Genomic DNA, 17,999 nt, shown 5'->3' with positions numbered 1-17,999 from the left:
CCCAGTCCCCCCCCCTCAGCCCCGCACCACCCCGATGAGTTCGCCCACCGTGCGCACCATCGCCTCGCGCGCCACCTTGAGGTACTTGCGGGAGTCGACGGCTTCCGGGTGTGCGGTGAGGAACTCGCGGATGGCCCCGGTCATCGCGATGTTCAGGGCCGTCCCCACGTTGACCTTGGAGATGCCGCCGCGAACGGCCGCCGCCAGTTCGTCGTCGGGCACTCCGGACGAGCCGTGCAGCACCAGCGGCACGTCGAGGCCGTCCGCGAGGCTCTTCAGCAGGTCGTGGTCGAGCATGGCGGTGCGGGTGGTCATCGCGTGCGAGGAGCCGACCGCGACGGCCAGCGCGTCCACGCCCGTGTCGGTGACGTAGGCACGGGCCTCACCGGGGTCTGTGCGGGCGCCGGGCGCGTGCGCGTCCAGGGGCGGCTCACCTGCCTTGCCGCCGACCTGGCCCAACTCGGCCTCCACCCAAAGCCCGCCCGCGTGCCCCCAGTCGGCCGCGGCGCGGGTGGCCGCGAGGTTCTCGTCGTAGGGCAGACGCGCGGCGTCGTACATCACCGAACTGAACCCGGCATCCGCGGCCTGCCGCAACAGCTCGTCGCTCTGTACGTGGTCCAGGTGCAGGCCGACGTCGACGCGCGCCCCCTCGGCCGCCGCGACCGCGGCGCGGGCGAGGGGCAGGAGGCGGCCGTAGCGGTAGCGGACGGCGTTCTCGCTGATCTGGAGGATGACGGGGGCGTCGGCCGACTCGGCGCCGGCGACGACGGCCTCGATGTGTTCCAGGGTGATCACGTTGAACGCGGCCACGGCGCCGCGCCGGGGCGCCGCCGCACCCACGAGGGTCCCTGTTGCTGCGAGGGGCACAGCCCCTCCCTTCTCAAGTCCTGTACCGGGGCAGTCAGTTGGCGTCAAGGATCACCGAGCGGGTGAGGTGGCGCGGGCGGTCCGGGTCGAGCCCCCTGCGGGCCGCGACGGCGACCGCGAGGCGCTGGGCGCGGACGAGTTCGGCCAGCGGGTCGAGGCGGCCCTCGATCCACAGCCCGCCGGTCGCGGCGACCTGCTCGGCGAGGCCCTCGGGCGCCTCGCCGAGCATCCACGTCGCGGTGCCGGAGGTGGTGATGCTGATGGGGCCGTGGCGGTACTCCATCGCCGGGTACGCCTCGGTCCAGGACAGGGACGCCTCGCGCATCTTCAGCGCTGCCTCGTTGGCGAGGCCGACCGTCCAGCCGCGGCCGAGGAAGGTGAACTGCTCGCAGTCCACGAGCCCCTCGGGCAGCGGCTCGGCGAGCGCCGTGCGCGCGTCGGCGACCGCCTGCTCGGAGTGCAGGCCCAGGTGCGCGCGGAGCAGCGTGAGCGCGGTGGTGGCGAAACGGGTCTGGACGACCGACTGCTCGTCGGCGAAGTCCAGGACCACCAGGTCGTCGGCGGCGTCCGCGATCGGTGTCGCCGGGTCTCCGGTGATGGCCGTGGTGCGGGCCCTGCCCCGGTGGGCGGCGAGGAGGTCGAGGACCTCGGTGGTGGTGCCGGACCGGGTCAGCGCGATCACGTGGTCGTAGGAGCGCCCGGCCGGGAACTCGGACGCCGCGAATGCGTCGGTCTCGCCCTGGCCCGCCTGCTCGCGCAGCGCGGCGGCGGCCTGCGCCATGAACCACGAGGTGCCGCAGCCGACGATCGCCACCCGCTCCCCCGAGGCGGGCAGCGCCGCCTTGTGCCGGGTGGCGAGCCCCGCGGCCCGGGTCCAGCACTCCGGCTGGCTGTTCAGTTCGTTCTCGACGTGGCTTTCCTTGACGTGGCTTTCCTTGTGGCCCGTGCGGCCTTGGTCGTTGCTCATGTCGTGCCCCCGCTCCGCGGTTGGTCACGCCTCTGGGGGCGCGCTGACTGAATGCGTGTTCCTGCAAGATATAGCCAGCTTTCGCGCACAATCAAGCATTCGTGCGCATGCCAGTTAAGGTCGTGCCACCGAACCGAACGACGAGTTGGAGCCGCCGATGTCCCGCGACGCCCGCTGGAAGTCCCTCCTGGAACTACTCGTCGAGCGCGGGCGCCTGGACGTGGAGGACGCGGCGAGCGAGCTCGGCGTCTCGGCCGCAACCATCCGCCGCGACTTCGACGGGCTCGCCGAGCAGCAGATGCTGGTGCGCACCCGCGGCGGCGCCGTCGTGCACGGAGTCAGCTATGAACTCCCGCTGCGCTACAAGGCCGCGCTCGGCGCCGCCGAGAAGCAGCGCATCGCCAAGGCCGTCGCCGAACTCCTCGCCCCTGGCGAGGCGGTCGGACTCACCGGCGGCACGACCACGACGGAGGTGGCGCGGGCGCTCGCCGTCCGGCCCGACCTCGCCTCCGGGACGCCCGCGCTGACGATCGTCACGAACGCGCTCAACATCGCCAACGAGCTTGCGGTGCGGCCCCAGTTCAAGATCGTGCTCACCGGTGGGGTCGCGCGCCCGCAGTCGTACGAGTTGATCGGCCCGCTCGCCGACGGCGTGCTCGGCCAGGTCACGCTCGACACGGCGGTGCTCGGCGTCGTCGGCCTCGACGTCACGCACGGCGCGTCCGCGCACGACGAGGCGGAGGCGGCGATCAACCGGATGCTGTGCGAGCGGGCGGATCGCGTGGTGGTCGCGGCCGACTCCAGCAAGCTGGGCCACCGGGCGTTCGCGCGGATCTGCGACCTGGCGCAGGTGGACGTCCTCGTCACGGACACGGCGGCGGAGAAGGCGACCCTTGAACGCTTCGAGGAGGCGGGGGTGCGGGTGCTCACTGTGTAGGCGGGGTCGGGTGCGGGGCGCTCACGGTGTAGGCGGGGGGCGGATGCGGGCGCTCACCGTGTGACCTACACACACCTGCGAGCAGCCCCCTTGTTCGGCCACAGAGTCCCGCCTACTCTGACTTTGTGCCGCTACTGAACAAACTACGGGCCGTCAGCGCCGACGACCCCCGCGCCGCGTCCCTTGCCCGGCTGCGCCTGGCCATCACCGCGTTCTTCGCGCTCGACGGCTTCGTCTTCGCCGGCTGGGTGGTGCGCATCCCTGCCGTGAAGGCGCAGACCGGGGCGTCCGCGAGCGACCTCGGCCTGGCCCTGCTCGGTGTCTCGGCCGGCGCCGTCATCACGATGATGCTGACCGGACGGCTGTGCCGGCGCTTCGGTTCGCACGCGGTGACCGTCGCGTGCGGCGTGCTGCTCCCTCTGACCGTGATCCTTCCGCCCCTCACGCACTCACCCCTCACGCTCGGCCTCGTCCTTCTGGCGTTCGGGGCGGCGTACGGCGGCATCAACGTGGCGATGAACAGCGCCGCCGTCGACCTGGTCGGCGCCCTTCGCAGGCCGATCATGCCGAGCTTCCACGCCGCGTTCAGCCTCGGCGGCATGGTCGGTTCGGGCCTCGGCGGACTGGTCGCGGCGCACCTGACACCCACGAAGCACCTGATGGCGATCGCCACGCTCGGCCTGATCGTCACCGCGTGCGCCGCCCCGACACTGCTGCGCCACCCGGCGCCGGTCCCGGCGGACCGTACGCCCCAGAACTCGCCGCAGAAATCGACCCAGAACTCGCCCCAGAACGACCGGCGCGAGCCGGTGCGCATCGACGGCCGCACCCGCCTCCTCGTGCTTGTCTTCGGCCTCATCGCGCTGTGCACGGCGTACGGCGAAGGGGCGCTGGCCGACTGGAGCGCGCTGCACATGGAGCAGGACCTGCACGCCCACCCTGGCATCGCGGCGGCCAGCTACTCGTGCTTCGCGTTCGCCATGACGATCGGCCGGCTCACCGGCACGACCCTGCTCGAACGGCTCGGCAGGACCCGGACATTGGTGGCGGGCGGACTGACCGGGGCGTTCGGCATGCTGCTCGGCTCGCTGGCGCCCACGGTGTGGCTCGCGCTGATCGGCTTCGCGATCACCGGGATCGGCCTCGCGAACCTCTTCCCCGTCGCGATCGAACGGGCCGGGGCGCTCGCCGGACCCACGGGCGTCGCGGCCGCGTCCACGCTCGGCTACGGCGGCATGCTCCTCGGCCCGCCCGCGATCGGCTTCATGGCGGACTGGTTCTCGCTGTCCGCGGCCCTGACAAGCGTGGCGCTGCTCGCCGCCGTCGCGGCCACGATAGGCTTCGCGACGCGGCGCGTGGCGACGAACTGAATCAATCGGCTTGCATGGATGCGTACTTCGGACGGCAGACTCAGCCCATGACTCAGTCCATGTCTCAGTCCATGCAGATTGCCGAGCACATCCGAATCGTCGACGAAGAGGGCCAATTGCTGGCCGCGGCCGCCACGGAGGCGGGCGTCGACGCCAAGGTGTCGACGTGCCCCGGCTGGCAGGTACGCGATCTTCTACGTCACCAGGGCGCGGTGCACCGCTGGGCGACCTCGTACGTGGCGGGACTCCAGAAACCGCACGGCATCGAGGACCGCTCCAACCTGGACGGCGCCGACCTGCTCGCCTGGTATCGCGAAGGCCACCGGCAGCTCGTCGAGGCCCTGACCAGCGCACCGTCCGACGTGGACTGCTGGGCCTTCCTCCCCGCCCCCTCGCCGCTGGCGTTCTGGGCGCGCCGTCAGGCGCACGAGACGACGGTGCACCGCGTGGACGCGCAGTCGGCCCAAGCGCGGATCGGCGATGAGGAACCCACCACCATCACACCGGAGTTCGCGGCCGACGGCATCGACGAGCTGCTCACCGGTTTCCACGCCCGGGAGCGCAGCCGGGTCCGCTCGGACGTGCCCCGGATCCTGCGCGTACGGGCCACCGACGCGGGCCCCGACGCCGTATGGACGGTGCGCATCACGCAGGATCCCCCGGTCACCGAGCGCGGCGCCTCGGGCGAGGCGGAGTGCGAACTGACCGGGGGCGCGGCGCGCTTGTACCTGTCGCTGTGGAACCGGCTGCCGTTCCCGGCCGTGCGCGGCGACGCCACGCTCGCCGCGCTCTGGCGGGAGAACTCGGGGGTCTGACACGCGCCGGGGTGGGGCGTCTCAGCCCAGCCACCCCGGCCGGACGAGACCCGACTCGTAGGCGCGGACGACCAGTTGGGCGCGGTCGCGGGCGCCCAGTTGCACCATCGCGCGGCTCACATGGGTCTTCGCGGTGAGCGGGCTGACGACGAGGCGTCGGGCGATCTCCTCGTTGGACAGGCCGATGCCGACGAGCGCCATCACCTCCCGCTCCCGCTCGGTCAGTTCGGCGAGCGGCGCCGCGGTCTCCGGTTCCTTCGAGCGCGCCGCGAACTCGGCGATCAGGCGCCGGGTGACGCCCGGCGAGAGCAGCGCGTCGCCGTGCACGACGGCCCGTACGGCGCGCAGGAGTTCGTCCGGTTCGGTGTCCTTGACGAGGAACCCGGAGGCCCCGGAGCGGATGGCCTCGAAGACGTACTCGTCGAGTTCGAAGGTGGTGAGCATGACCACCTTCACCGCCTCCAGGTCCGCGTCCTCGCCGATCCTGCGGGTCGCCGCGAGGCCGTCGAGCAGCGGCATGCGGATGTCCATGAGCACGACGTCGGGGCGCAGTTCGCGCACCAGGCGCACCGCTTCCTCGCCGTCCGCCGCCTCGCCCGCGACCTCGATGTCGCTCTGCGCGTCGAGCAGTGCCCTGAACCCGGCGCGGACGAGCGACTGGTCGTCGGCGAGCAGTACGCGGATCACTCCGGGGCCTCCTGAGGCGTTGCGGTGAAGGGCAGGCGGGCGACGACGCGGAAGCCTCCGTCGGCGCGCGGGCCCGCCTCGATCGTGCCACCGAGGGCGGCGGCGCGCTCGCGCATTCCGGCGAGCCCGTTGCCGCTGCCGCCCGCCCGGGCGTGGGTCGCGGGCCCGTCGTCGTCGACGGTGAGCGTCATCTCGGCGTCCCCGTAGGACAGTTGTACGCGCGCGTGGCGCGAGCCCGAGTGCCGTACGACGTTGGTGAGTGCCTCCTGCACGATGCGGAACGCGGCGAGGTCCGCGCCCGGCGGCAGCGCGGCCCGTGGCCCCTCGGTGCTGACGTCGACGGTGAGGCCTGCGCCCGCGGCCTGGTCGACGAGTTCCGGGAGGCGGTCGAGGCCGGGGGCGGGGGCGCGGGGTGCGTCGCCGGGGGTCCGGAGGGTGTCGAGGACCTGCCGCACCTCGCCCAGCGCTTCCTTGCTCGCACTCTTGATGGTGGTCAGCGCGGTGCGTGCCTGTTCCGGGTCGGTGTCGAGGAGGGCGAGCCCGACGCCCGCCTGCACGTTGATCACGGAGATGGAGTGGGCGAGCACGTCGTGCAGTTCGCGGGCGATGCGCAGGCGTTCCTCGTCGGCCCGCCGCCTGGCCGCCTTCTCACGCTCCACGCGCGCGTGCTGCCACTGTTCGCGCCGCACGCGCGCCAGTTCGGCGATCGCCATCACCGCGAGCACCCAGGCCGCGACGATGCCCTCGTCGCCCCACCCGGCGGGCCCGTCGCCGGTCGGCGGCAGGTACGCGTACAGCCAGTGGCCGATGAGCAGATGCCCCGCCCAGAGCATCCCGGCGGCTGCCCACGCCGCCCACCGGCGCCCCGCCACGATCGCGGAGAAGCACGCGAGGGCCACGAGCAGGAACACGGGTCCGTACGGATACCCGGCGCCCAGGTACACGGTCACGCACGCCGCGGTCCCGAACGCGACGAGCACGGGGCGGCGCAGGCGCCACAGCAGCAGGGCGCCCCCGGCCAGTATCAGCAGCCGCGCGAAGACGTCCAGGTCCGCGCGCTCGCCCGCCTGCCCGTGCGCGGCGAAGTTCGTCCCCACGAGCACGAACGCGGTGACGAGCAGTGTGGACCGCCACGGCCACGCCCTGTCGCCCGTTATCGGGCCTCGTCCCCAGCGGGCACGCAGCCACGGCGGGCCGTCCCACTGCAGGGGCGGCCCACCGTCGCGTACGCGCTGCTCGTCCATGCCGCCACGCTAAGCGCCGGGGGTGGCGCCTGGCGTCCGCCGTGCGAGGTGATCACGCGTACTTCCCGGGGAGTACGCGTGACGCGTCCGATGGTGTACGGCTACGCGGCGAGCCCGACGTCCCGGGCGAGCCGCTCCACGGCGTGCGCGAAGAACGCGGGGCGGTCCTCGACGACCCGGTTGAACTGGCCGAACAGCTCGAAGCCGATGAGCCCGAAGAGCTGCGCCCACGCGGCGACAAGCGCGGTCACCGTCTCCGGCGGCAGATCCGGCGCGAGGTCCGCGGCCATCCGCTCGGCCTCGGGCCGCAGCGCCTCGGAGAGCGGGGGCGGCGTCACCGCGCCGCCCTGGTGCGCGTCGCGGACGATCCCGATGAGCAGTTGTCCGACGCGCGCGGCGGCCCGCACCGTACTGTCCGGGGCCGTGTAACCGGGCACGGGCGACCCGTAGATGAGGGCGTACTCGTGCGGGTATGCCAGCGCCCAGTCCCGTACCGCCCCGCACACCGCGCTCCAGCGCTCAGTGGCCGGCGATGTCCGCACGAAGCCGACGTCGGCTTGCTCGGCGGCCGCGCCGATGGCGTCGTACGCGTCGATGATGAGCGCGGTCAGCAGGTCGTCGCGGCTGGGGAAGTAGCGGTACAGAGCCGAGGAGACCATGCCGAGCTCGCGGGCCACGGCGCGCAGCGAGAGCTTGGCCGCGCCGTCCTCTGCGAGCTGTCTGCGCGCCTCGTCCTTGATGGCGGAGGTGACCTCCTGCCGGGCGCGGGCGCGGGCTCCTTGGGCGGCACTTTTGGTTCGTGGGGGCGTACTGCGGCTCGTACTCATGGTCCGAGTGTTCCACGGATGGGGAGCGGTGCACACATTGCGGTGCGGTGCTCAAAGAAGAGAGCACCGCTCTTGCTTTGGATCACCAATCCGGTGCACACTGCTCTCAAGTGAGAGCACCGCTCTCCAAAAGGATTCCGGGAGCCACCATGAACGCACAGCCCGAGCCCTACTACCTGAAGGCCAACCCGACGGCGATCCGCATGAACAAGGCCATCGGCTGGCTGGCCCGCCGCGGGCTCAGCCTCGCGGGCTCCGCGGAGCTCTCGGTACGCGGCCGCAAGAGCGGCCAGATGCAGAGGATCCCCGTGAACCCGCATGCGCACGACGGCGCACAGTACCTCGTCTCGGCCCGCGGCCACTCACAATGGGTGAAGAACATGCTGGCCGCGGGCGGCGGCGAACTGCGAGTGGGCCGCAAGGTTCGTACGTTCGAGGCCGTCGAGATCGGCGACGACGAACTCAAGCGCGAGGTGCTGCGCACCTACCTGACGCGGTGGGGCTGGCAGGTCAACGACTACTTCAAGGGCGTCACGGCGAAGTCGACGGACGACGAACTCACCGCCGCCTCGCCGGACCACCCCGTCTTCCGCATCACGGTCAAATGACCCTCAGCGGTCGAGACGCGACAGCGCCCGCCCCGCCACCGGATGCGCCCGCACGAGCTCGCCCAGGGTGGACGAGCCCCGCGTGATCCTCGCGAACGCGTTCCACGCGGGGCGTACCGAGGTGAGCGCCGCGTGCAGCAGCCCCGGCCTACGCTCGAAGAGCGCCACCATGCTCTTCCCGACGGCCATTTCGACGCCGAGCCCGGCCTTGACGGCGAACGCGTAGTTCAGCGCCTGGCGTCGCGCGTCCACCGCGTCGTGTGCCTCGGCGACGCGCACCGCCCACTCCCCCGCGAGCCGCCCCGAGCGCAGGGCGAACGAGATGCCCTCACGGGTCCACGGCTCCAGGAGCCCCGCCGCGTCGCCACACACCAGGACGCGGCCGCGCGAGAGCGGCGAGTCCTCGGCCCGGCAGCGCGTCAGATGCCCGGACGAGATGGACGGCTCGAAGCCGGCGAGCCCGAGGCGCGCGATGAAGTCCTCCAAGTACCGCTTGGTGGCGGCGCCTTCGCCCTTCGCGGAGATCACACCCACGGTGAGCGTGTCGCCCTTCGGGAACACCCAGCCGTAACTGCCGGGAATCGGCCCCCAGTCGATGAGGACCCGCCCCTGCCAGTCCTCGGCGACGCTCCGGGGGACGGGGATCTCCGCCTCGAGGCCCAGATCGACCTGGTCCATCTCCACGCCGACATGCGCCCCGATCCGGCTCGCGCTGCCGTCGGCGCCGATCACGGCCCGCGCCAGGACCGTCTCGCCGTCCTGCAGCCCGACCGCGACGGTGCGCCGGTCGGGCACCGCGCTGCCGTGCTGCTCGACGCTCGTCACCGTGACGCCGGTGCGCAGTTCGGCGCCGGCCTTCTGCGCGTGCTCGACGAGCTGCGCGTCGAACTCGGCCCGGTTGATGAGCCCGAACAGCATCTTCTTGGAGCGCCGGGTGCGGGTGTACCTGCCGTTCAGGGAGAACGTCACCGCGTTGATCCGGTCCTTGAACGGCAGCACGAAACCGGGCGGCAGCGCGTCCCGCGATGGGCCGATGAGCCCGCCGCCGCACGTCTTGTAGCGGGGCAGTTCGGCCTTCTCCAGGAGCAGCACCCGACGCCCCGCGCTCGCGGCCGCGTACGCGGCGGAGGCGCCGGCCGGGCCCGCGCCCACCACCACGACGTCCCACACGCTCCCGGCGGGCCCCCCGTCGCCCGTCTCGTGCCCGCCCGTGCCGTCCGTCGCCGGATTCTCGCTGCTCACGACTGTCTGCTGCTCCCGTTTCGGCCATCTTGGAATGCCTGCCGCACCTGTCCCAGGCATCCTACGGCGGGCAGTGCGCGAGCCCTCTGTGGGAGGATCTTCCGCACACCCTGCACAACGTCGCACCTACGAGGAGCGTGCCCATGTCGCCGCATCCGATTGCCGAAACCGTCGCCTCGCTCATGCCGAAGGCCAAGGCGGAGCTGACCGAACTGGTCGCTTTCAAGTCGGTGGCGGACTTCGAGCAGTACCCGAAGAGCGAGAGCGAGGGCGCCGCGAACTGGGTCGCCGACGCGCTGCGCACCGAGGGTTTCCAGGATGTCGCGCTGCTCGACACCCCCGACGGCACGCAGTCGGTGTACGGCTTCCTGCCCGGCCCCGAAGGCGCGCCCACGGTGCTGCTGTACGCGCACTACGACGTACAGCCGACGCTCGACGAGGCGGCGTGGGTGACGCCCCCGTTCGAGCTGACGGAGCGCGCGGACGGCCGCTGGTACGGGCGCGGCTCGGCCGACTGCAAGGGCGGCGTGCTGCTTCACCTGTTGGCGATCCGCGCGCTGAAGGCGAACGGCGGGGTGCCGGTCAACGTCAAGGTGATCGCGGAGGGTTCCGAGGAGCAGGGCACCGGCGGCCTGGAGCGCTACGCCGAGCAGCACCCGGAGCTGCTCACCGCCGACACGATCGTCATCGGCGACGCGGGCAACTTCCGCGTCGGCCTGCCCACCGCGACGGCGACCCTGCGCGGCATGACGCTGGTCCGCGTCCAGGTCGACACCCTCGAAGGCAACCTGCACTCCGGACAGTTCGGCGGCGCCGCCCCGGACGCCCTCGCCGCCCTGGTCCGCGTGCTGGACTCGCTGCGCGCCGAGGACGGTTCGACGACGATCGACGGCCTGGAGGCGAGCGAGTCCTGGGACGGCCTCCAGTACGACGAGGAATCCTTCCGCTCCGACGCCAAGGTGCTCGACGGCGTCGGCCTGATCGGCTCCGGCACGGTCGCCGACCGCATCTGGGCGCGCCCCGCCGTGACCGTCCTCGGCATCGACAGCCCGCCCGTCGTGGGTGCGACGCCGTCGGTGCAGGCGGGCGCCCGCGCGCTGATCAGCCTGCGCGTGCCGCCGGGCGCCGACGCCTCGGAGGCCACGAAGCTCCTCATGGCGCACATCGAGGCGCACACCCCGTGGGGCGCCAGGGTCCTGGTCGAACAGGTCGGCCAGGGCCAGCCGTTCCGCGCGAACACCGGGAGCCCCGCGTACGCGGCCCTGGCCGACGCCATGCGGCAGGCGTACGACGGCCAGGAGATGCAGTACGCGGGCCAGGGCGGCTCGATTCCGCTGTGCAACACGCTCGCCTCGCTCTACCCGGAGGCGGAGATCCTCCTCATCGGCCTCAGCGAGCCGGAAGCCCGGATCCACGCGGTCAACGAGTCGGTGTCCCCCGAGGAACTGGAGCGCCTCTCGGTGGCGGAGGCCCTCTTCCTACAGAAGTACGCGGCCGCCAACTGAGCACGCACAACACGTCTCTGCCCTGAGCCAAGTCGTACGCGGCTCGGGGCACGGGGCTCGTACGGTCGCGGCATGGACACCACCGACGCGTACCCGATCATCGAGACCATCGATGTCACGCCCCGGCTCCGGCTGCTGCGGTTCGCCGTCGGCCAGGCGTATCTCTGGCGTGACGCGGCCGGGTTGACGCTCGTCGACGCGGGCGCGGTCGGCGCCGCACAGCCCATCGCCGAGGCTGTACGCGCGTGGGGGCACGAGCCCGGTGACGTACGGCGGATCGTGCTCACGCACTTCCACGAGGACCACGCGGGCGGGGCAGGGGAGTTCGCGCGGCTGAGCGGGGCGGAGGTGTCCGCGCACCGGCTCGACGCCCCGTATGTGCGCGGCGAGGCGGTGGGGCCCGAGCCGGTTCACGAGGAGTGGGAGCGCCCCCTTCACGCCCAGGCACTCGCCCAGCTCCCGCCGCCTCCGGTCGACCCTGTGCTCCCTTACTACGTAAGGGAGTTGGACGACGGTGACGTGCTCGACTTCGGCGGCGGGGCGCACGTGGTCGCGGCGCCGGGACACACCGAGGGGTCGATCGCGCTCCATCTCCCCCACCACGGCGTGCTGTTCACCGGCGACGCGATCGCGGTGTCACCGCTGGACGGGCAGGTGATGCTCGGCGTGTTCAACCTCGACAAGGAGCGGGCGATCGCCTCGCACCGGCGGCTCGCCGCACTCGACAGCGAGGTGGCCTGCTTCGGGCACGGCGATCCGGTGGTGGGCGGGGCGGGCGCGGCGCTGCGGGCGGCGGTGGCGCGCGCTCACCCCACCGGGACTCCCGCCTCCAAGTAGTGGGCGGCGCCGCGTTCGCGCGCCCTGAGGGCCCAGCGCAGCCGCTCGAAGCGCACGGGGGGCAGCAGCACGGATGCCTCGCTCTCCGTCACGAAGCGCCATGCGCGCAACTCGGGGCCCGGCAGCAGCACTTCGCGCGCCCGCGCGCCCGTGAGGCGGCCGCCGTCGAAGAGGAGGCGCAGGCCGCCGTAGCCGGGCGGGACGGGCGCCTCCCAGTCGACGACCAACAGCCGTGGTACATCGTCGAGTTGGATCCCCGTCTCCTCCGCCACCTCGCGCACCCCCGCGCGCGCGGGCGCCTCGCCGGCCTCGACGACACCGCCGGGGAACTCCCAACCCGGTTTGTACGTGGGGTCGACGAGCAGCACCCGGTCCTCGTCGTCGAAGAGCAGCACGCCCGCGGCGACCGTCTCGGCGGTGGGCTCGGGCGTCTGCACGATGTCGCAGGACGGCGCGTCCCCAGTGCGCAGGGCGGCGGCGATCCGCACGGCGGTCTCGTACGGGGACAGGGCGCCGTTGTCGACGGGGTAGGCGTCGCCGGCGAGCCAGCCGCCGAGCGCGGCCCGGTACGGCTCGACGTCGGCGGGGGGCTCATCGGCGGGGTCACGGGCGCGCAGGATCGTTTCCCCAGGAGCAAGGAGCACATGACACACAGGGATCCGCCGGGCCGCGAGCCCACCGAAGACCTCGTCGCGGTACTCCTGGCGGAACAGCCCCATCGGCACCACGAGGACGCCGCCCAGCTCGGCGAGGAGCGCGGCGGCGGTGTCGACGACAAGGCGCCGCCAGATCGGCAGGTCCTGATGGTCGCTCACCTCGGCGAGCCGCTTGGCGGGCAGCAGCCGCTCGAGTTCGCCGTCGATCACCTCGGGGTCGAAGAGCGTGCAATCGGGGAGCAGGTCGATCAACTCCCGCGCCACGGTGGTCTTTCCCGCGCGGGACGCCCCGTTGATCCAGACGATCACGGTTCCCCCTCATCCATCGGCCCCCTGTGGCTTGCCCGCAACACCCTGTCACGGAAACCAGCGGCTGATGAGGGGATCGATGTATACGGCAGCGACCTCCCGGACCGCCGCGCGGGGCCCGCCGTACGCAGAGCCCGACCGCCACCCAGGGAAGTCGCGGCAGGCGGGCTCTGCGTACCAGGCGGTCGCACGCCATGACACCGCCCGAGCGGCTCCGGGACATCGGGGGGAGCCCCGGAGCCACGCGCGGGAGACCCCACAGGACGGAGGGCGCCCACCGCTGCCCGACGGTCGACGGCCGGCCCTGATCATGACCTCCCGCACTTCTCCGAGCCAGTCAAGCGTGCACCGAGGGTGGGCGACACCGTGTGCGCACGCCTGGTGACGGTGCGGAGTTCACACGGGGTGTGCGCGAAACACACGGATGACGTCCCTAGAGGAACAGCCCTGGACGTCAAGCGATTTCGGATTTACTCACCCCTTCAAGTGACGTATGCCGCTCGGGAATCGTTACGCCACCACAGCGGGGGAAGCCTCCGGCTAGCGTGATCGGCCAGGCACCCAGGACCCCGGTGGCCTCGTTCCGCCCGCCGGTACCGCCTTCGGACCCGGCCGGGCATGTGACCCGGGGGGCCAGATGCTACAGAGTGGGCAACAGGACGGCGCTTTCAGCGCCTTCGGACCCATCGACATCACATCCGCACCGGAGGACGGCGTCCTCACGCCGCGGCTGCGCACCGTCGGTGACTGCGTCGTGGTCGAACTCTCTGGTGAGATCGACATCCTGACGTTCCACCGGATCTCCCCGATGCTCAACTCGGTGGCCGCCGGACCCTATCGCGTGGTCGTCGTCGACCTGACCGGCACCACGTTCATCGACTGCTCCGGCCTCAGGCTCCTGGAGCGCGCCGCGAACAGGGCCGGCGAGCACGACGGCCGCGTCACCGTGGTCTGCCGCGACCGCCTCACCCTGCGCCTCATCACGCTGGGCGGCCTGACCGGGCTGCTGGCGCCGGCCTGGACGGTGGGCGAGGCGGTCCGCCGGGACCGGCAACTGCCCGCGTAGCCGACGACTGCGTGCCCGGGGTGCGCCGGGGCCGGCAGCCGGCCGGACAGCGGCGACGGCGCGCCCGTCGGCGCCTCACACCGCCTGTCGGCGCGCCCCGTTCACGCCCGGGCCCACGCGCAGTGCCGCTGCCGCCGCGCCCACGAGACCGGCGTCCGTGCCCGTCGACGCCGGGACCACCGTGAGGCCCTGAACGAACGACAGCGTGGCGTAGTCGCGCAGCGCGCGGCGCAGCGGCATGAACAGGACGTCACCGGCCTTCGCCACGCCACCGCCGACCACCGCGATGTCGATCTCCACGAGCGTCGCCGTCGCCGCGATTCCGGCCGCGAGCGCCTGCGCCGCACGCTCGAAGGAGGCGATCGCCACCAGGTCACCGGCGCGGGCCGCCCGCGCCACGGCAGCGGCGGTGGCGTCACCGTCGGACCCCGGCCGCCAGCCCTCGGCGAGAGCGCGGCGGGCGATGTTGGGGCCGCTGGCGATGCGCTCGACGCAGCCGCGCGCGCCGCACGGGCAGGGATCGCCGTCGAGGTCGACGCTGATGTGGCCGATGTGACCCGCGTTGCCCGTCGGGCCGGGGTGGAGTTCACCGCCCAGGATCAGGCCGCCGCCGACACCGGTCGACACGACCATGCACAGCGCGTTGTCGTGGCCCTGGGCGGCGCCCTGCCAGTGCTCGGCGGCCGTGATCGCCACGCCGTCGCCAATCAGCTCGACGGGCAGCTCTCCGGTCACCGCGCGGACCCGGTCGACCAGCGGAAACCCGCGCCAGCCCGGCACGTTGACCGGGCTGACCGTGCCCCGCGTGCGGTCCACGGGACCGGCGCTGCCGATACCCACGGCGCGTACCCGGGGCCACAGCTCGGAGGCGGTCAGCTCACCGAGCACCTCCGCCACCGCGCCCATCACCGTTTCGCCGTCCTCCTGCGCGAGGGTGGGCCGCTGCGCTCGCAGGAGGAGGCGGCCCCGGTCGTCCACGAGGGCACCGGCGATCTTGGTGCCGCCGATGTCGAGCGCGGCGACGAGGTCCATGTGCATCAGTGTCTGTTCCCCCGGAACGGCAGGTCGGATGGGCGGCTGCGGTCGGCAACCGATCAGTGGTGGACAGTCTCTCCCGCATCTGACAACGTTGTCCAGGCCCTATGCTCGACGCCACACGCCGGGACGACAGGACAGGACAGCGCACAGTGGACCGTACCGCCCGCCGCACCGAGAACCGCTACGGCAACCGACCGACGATGAAGGACGTCGCCGCGCGGGCCGGGGTCGGCCTGAAGACGGTCTCCCGCGTCGTCAACGCGGAGCCGGGTGTCACCGAGGACACCGAGCGCCGCGTACAGGAGGCGATCGCCGCGCTCGGCTTCCGGCGCAACGACAGCGCGCGCGTCCTGCGCAAGGGACGTACGGCGAGCATCGGACTCGTCCTGGAGGATCTGGCCGACCCGTTCTACGGGCCGCTCAGCCGCGCCGTCGAGGAGGTCGCGCGGGCGCACGGGGCGCTGCTCATCAACGGGTCGAGTGCGGAGGACCCGGAGCGGGAGCAGGAGTTGGTGCTCGCGCTGTGCGCGCGGCGCGTGGACGGTCTCGTCGTGATCCCCGCTGGCATCGACCACCAGTACCTGGCGCCGGAGATCGCGGCCGGCGTCGCGACGGTCTTCGTGGACCGGCCGGCCGGGAAGATCGACGCGGACGTGGTGCTGTCCGACAACTTCGGCGGCGCGCGCGACGGCGTCGCCCACCTCGTCGCCCAGGGGCACCGCCGGATCGGCTTCATCGGTGACCAGCCCCGTATCCACACGGCGGTCGAGCGTGTGCGCGGGTACCGGGCGGCCATGGAGGATGCCGGGCTGGCCATCGCCGACCGGTGGGTCTCGCTCGGTGCCACCGAGCCCGAGCGGGTGCGGCGCGCCGCCGAGGACATGCTCACGGGGTCCGACCCGGTCACGGCGATCTTCTCGGGCAACAACCGTGTGACCGTCACCGCGATCCGTGTCCTGGCCGAGCGCGAGCGCCCCGTCGCCCTGGTGGGCTTCGACGACATCGAGCTGGGCGACCTGCTGAAGCCGGGCGTGACAGTGGTGTCGCAGGACGCGGCGCAGCTGGGCCGCACGGCGGCGGACCGTCTCTTCCTGCAGCTGGACGGGGCGGCGCTGCCGCCCGAGCGGATAGAGCTGACGACGCGTCTGATCCAGCGCGGCTCGGGCGAACTGCCTCCGGCGGACTGAGCGGGGCGGGCCGGAGCGGCTCAGTGCCGGTGCGGCCATTTCAAGCCCCGCCGTTCGAACGAGAGCCAGCGGGGTATGGGGCAGAGTCCCAATCTTTTGAGCCCCTGCGGCGATTGAGCAGGCGGTGCCGGGGTTGACGCCTCGGGGCTCCGCCCCGGACCCCGCTGGCTCTCGTTCGAACGGCGGGGCTTGAATCGGTCGACCGCCGCAGGGGCTTGGTAAGGCCGCAGGGGCCGATGGGCCGAACCAGAGGCTGAGGTTGGCCCTACTGGGCCGAAGCCGTCAGGTCGCCCCGGCGGGGGGCCGAGTAGGACTCCAGGTCGGTGCGGGTGAGGCCGGAGCGGCGGGCGACCTCGGCGACGTCGAGGGCGCCGCAGTCGAGACCACGCAGCAGGTAACCGGCCAGGGCCTTCGCGGTGGCGGGCTCGTCGGCGATGTCGCCCTCGGCCTGGTTGGCGTAGGCGGACAGTCGCGCGGCGGCGGCCTCGAACCCCTCGCGGTAGAAGGCGAAGACGGCGGCGTAGCGCGTCGGGATGTGGCCCGGGTGCATGTCCCAGCCCTGGTAGTAGGCGCGGGCGAGGGCGCGCCGGGTGAGGCCGAAGTGCAGGCGCCAGGCGTCGTGGACCTTGGCGGTGGAACCGACGGGCAGCACGTTCGTCGAACCGTCCGAGACACGGACCCCGGTGCCCGCGGCGGCGACCTGCATGACCGCCTTCGCGTAGTCGGCGGCCGGGTGGTCGCTGGCCTGGTAGGCGGCGGAGACGCCGAGGCAGGCGCTGTAGTCGAAGGTGCCGTAGTGCAGGCCGGTCGCGCGCCCCTCCGCCGCCTCGATCATGCGGGCCACCGTGGCGGTGCCGTCGCCGCCGAGGATGGACTGGCTGGTCTCGATCTGGATCTCGAAGCCGATCCGGCCGGCCTCGAGCCCGTGCTGCTTCTCGAACGCCTCCAGGATCCGCACCATGGCGGTGACCTGCTCCGGATACGTCACCTTGGGAAGCGTCAGGACGAGGCCCTCGGGCAGGCCGCCGTGCTCCATGAGGCCGGTGAGGAAGATGTCGAGGGTGCGGATGGCGCGGTCGCGGACCGCCTCCTCCATGCACTTCATGCGGATGCCCATGTACGGAGCGGCCGTCCCGTTCGCGTACGCCTCGGCGATGACGCGGGCGGCGCGCGCCGCGGTCTCGTCCTCGTCGGCGTCGGAGGCGGGCCGGTAGCCGTCCTCGAAGTCGACCCGCAGGTCTTCCACCGGCTCGCGCTCCAGCTTCGCGCGTACGCGGGTGTAGACCGGCCCGGCAAGCTCCTCGCTCAGGCCGAGGACGGCGGCGAAGGAGGCCGCGTCCGGTGCGTGCTCGTCGAGCTGCGCGAGCGCCTTGTCGCCCCAGGTGCGGATGGTCCCGGCGTCGAAGGCGTCACCGGGGACGTAGACCGTGTGCACGGGCTGACGGGTGCCGGGGTCTCCCGGGTAGCGGCGGGCGAGTTCCGCGTCGACCGGGGCGAGTGAGGCGCTGATGCTCTCGCTGACCGCGCCCGCGAGGCTCGTCGACACCTTCTCCTGCTGACCCATTCGTGCACTCTCCATATGCTCGATGTTTCCACTTCACGGAATCAACAATCCGTATAGCGAAGTTAACGGTCGGCGTGATCGGCGTCAATGGGTCCTTTTCGTCGTCCCGTCACGCGGACGGGGCCGCGCGGTGCGAACACCACGCGGCCCCGTCGGCAACCTCGACCAGTCCCGAAGGCCCTTAGCCCTTGCGGGTCTTGACCTCGTCGGTCAGGGCGGGGACGACGTCGAAGAGGTCGCCGACGACGCCGTAGTCGACGAGGTCGAAGATCG

The 17,999-nt window shown here is 72.4% G+C and carries 17 protein-coding genes; 8 read left to right on the top strand and 9 right to left on the bottom strand.

Going from position 1 to position 17,999, the window contains the following annotated elements:
• Positions 1 to 15: 15 nt before the first annotated feature.
• A complete protein-coding gene (locus ACWD2L_RS00085; protein ID WP_351330518.1) occupies positions 16 to 867 on the bottom strand; it encodes a class II fructose-bisphosphate aldolase in 852 nt (283 codons plus the stop codon).
• A 34-nt stretch (positions 868 to 901) separates the two neighbouring features.
• Complete coding sequence (locus ACWD2L_RS00080) at positions 902 to 1,834, bottom strand: SIS domain-containing protein (RefSeq protein ID WP_351330520.1); 933 nt, start codon at positions 1,832 to 1,834, stop codon at positions 902 to 904.
• 157 nt (positions 1,835 to 1,991) lie between these two features.
• On the opposite strand from ACWD2L_RS00080, the gene ACWD2L_RS00075 reads away from it, so the two are divergent.
• The 3 genes from ACWD2L_RS00075 (at position 1,992) to ACWD2L_RS00065 (ending at position 4,956) form a co-directional block, all read left to right on the top strand.
• Complete coding sequence (locus ACWD2L_RS00075; RefSeq protein ID WP_351330522.1) at positions 1,992 to 2,771, top strand: DeoR/GlpR family DNA-binding transcription regulator; 780 nt, start codon at positions 1,992 to 1,994, stop codon at positions 2,769 to 2,771.
• A gap of 125 nt (positions 2,772 to 2,896) precedes the next feature.
• Positions 2,897 to 4,141, top strand: coding sequence for an MFS transporter (locus tag ACWD2L_RS00070; protein WP_351330523.1), 1,245 nt, complete (start codon positions 2,897 to 2,899; stop codon positions 4,139 to 4,141).
• 71 nt (positions 4,142 to 4,212) lie between these two features.
• Positions 4,213 to 4,956 carry a maleylpyruvate isomerase family mycothiol-dependent enzyme gene (locus ACWD2L_RS00065; RefSeq protein ID WP_351330646.1) on the top strand — a complete coding sequence of 248 codons (744 nt, stop codon included), beginning with the start codon at positions 4,213 to 4,215 and terminating at the stop codon, positions 4,954 to 4,956.
• 21 nt (positions 4,957 to 4,977) lie between these two features.
• On the opposite strand, the gene ACWD2L_RS00060 is transcribed toward ACWD2L_RS00065, so the two are convergent.
• The 3 genes from ACWD2L_RS00060 to ACWD2L_RS00050 form a co-directional block, all read right to left on the bottom strand.
• Entirely contained in the window at positions 4,978 to 5,643 is a 666-nt protein-coding gene (locus ACWD2L_RS00060) for a response regulator transcription factor (protein ID WP_351330525.1), read from the bottom strand.
• Positions 5,640 to 6,887, bottom strand: coding sequence for a sensor histidine kinase (locus ACWD2L_RS00055; protein ID WP_351330527.1), 1,248 nt, complete (start codon positions 6,885 to 6,887; stop codon positions 5,640 to 5,642). Before ACWD2L_RS00055 ends, ACWD2L_RS00060 begins: the two co-directional genes overlap by 4 nt.
• A 101-nt stretch (positions 6,888 to 6,988) precedes the next feature.
• Positions 6,989 to 7,714, bottom strand: coding sequence for a TetR/AcrR family transcriptional regulator (locus tag ACWD2L_RS00050; RefSeq protein ID WP_351330529.1), 726 nt, complete (start codon positions 7,712 to 7,714; stop codon positions 6,989 to 6,991).
• 149 nt (positions 7,715 to 7,863) lie between these two features.
• Here ACWD2L_RS00050 and ACWD2L_RS00045 point away from each other — a divergent pair, with 149 nt between their 5' ends.
• Complete coding sequence (locus ACWD2L_RS00045; protein ID WP_351330531.1) at positions 7,864 to 8,322, top strand: nitroreductase family deazaflavin-dependent oxidoreductase; 459 nt, start codon at positions 7,864 to 7,866, stop codon at positions 8,320 to 8,322.
• A gap of 3 nt (positions 8,323 to 8,325) precedes the next feature.
• Here the strand turns inward: ACWD2L_RS00045 and ACWD2L_RS00040 are convergent, their stop codons facing one another.
• Positions 8,326 to 9,564 carry a geranylgeranyl reductase family protein gene (locus ACWD2L_RS00040; protein ID WP_351330533.1) on the bottom strand — a complete coding sequence of 413 codons (1,239 nt, stop codon included), beginning with the start codon at positions 9,562 to 9,564 and terminating at the stop codon, positions 8,326 to 8,328.
• 143 nt (positions 9,565 to 9,707) lie between these two features.
• On the opposite strand from ACWD2L_RS00040, the gene ACWD2L_RS00035 reads away from it, so the two are divergent.
• On the top strand, positions 9,708 to 11,069 hold the full coding sequence (locus ACWD2L_RS00035) for a dipeptidase (protein ID WP_351330535.1): 1,362 nt from the start codon (positions 9,708 to 9,710) through the stop codon (positions 11,067 to 11,069).
• Between the two features lie 99 nt (positions 11,070 to 11,168).
• Positions 11,169 to 11,906, top strand: a complete 738-nt coding sequence (locus ACWD2L_RS00030) for an MBL fold metallo-hydrolase (RefSeq protein WP_351330648.1) — start codon at positions 11,169 to 11,171, stop codon at positions 11,904 to 11,906.
• On the opposite strand, the gene ACWD2L_RS00025 is transcribed toward ACWD2L_RS00030, so the two are convergent.
• Positions 11,876 to 12,871 carry an NUDIX hydrolase gene (locus ACWD2L_RS00025; protein WP_351330536.1) on the bottom strand — a complete coding sequence of 332 codons (996 nt, stop codon included), beginning with the start codon at positions 12,869 to 12,871 and terminating at the stop codon, positions 11,876 to 11,878. The two genes, ACWD2L_RS00030 and ACWD2L_RS00025, sit on opposite strands and share 31 nt — an antisense overlap.
• 637 nt (positions 12,872 to 13,508) lie before the next feature.
• On the opposite strand from ACWD2L_RS00025, the gene ACWD2L_RS00020 reads away from it, so the two are divergent.
• Positions 13,509 to 13,937 carry an STAS domain-containing protein gene (locus ACWD2L_RS00020; RefSeq protein WP_351330537.1) on the top strand — a complete coding sequence of 143 codons (429 nt, stop codon included), beginning with the start codon at positions 13,509 to 13,511 and terminating at the stop codon, positions 13,935 to 13,937.
• Between the two features lie 75 nt (positions 13,938 to 14,012).
• Here the strand turns inward: ACWD2L_RS00020 and ACWD2L_RS00015 are convergent, their stop codons facing one another.
• Entirely contained in the window at positions 14,013 to 14,975 is a 963-nt protein-coding gene (locus tag ACWD2L_RS00015; protein WP_351330539.1) for an ROK family protein, read from the bottom strand.
• Between the two features lie 149 nt (positions 14,976 to 15,124).
• Here ACWD2L_RS00015 and ACWD2L_RS00010 point away from each other — a divergent pair, with 149 nt between their 5' ends.
• Entirely contained in the window at positions 15,125 to 16,162 is a 1,038-nt protein-coding gene (locus ACWD2L_RS00010) for a LacI family DNA-binding transcriptional regulator (RefSeq protein WP_451186870.1), read from the top strand.
• 265 nt (positions 16,163 to 16,427) lie between these two features.
• On the opposite strand, the gene ACWD2L_RS00005 is transcribed toward ACWD2L_RS00010, so the two are convergent.
• Positions 16,428 to 17,726, bottom strand: a complete 1,299-nt coding sequence (locus ACWD2L_RS00005) for a DUF6986 family protein (protein WP_351330650.1) — start codon at positions 17,724 to 17,726, stop codon at positions 16,428 to 16,430.
• Positions 17,727 to 17,999 lie beyond the last annotated feature (273 nt).

This window comes from Streptomyces sp. NPDC002754, assembly GCF_053592315.1.
The sequence above is the reverse complement of the archived record's forward strand: the minus strand, read 5'-3'. Positions and strand labels throughout refer to the sequence as shown.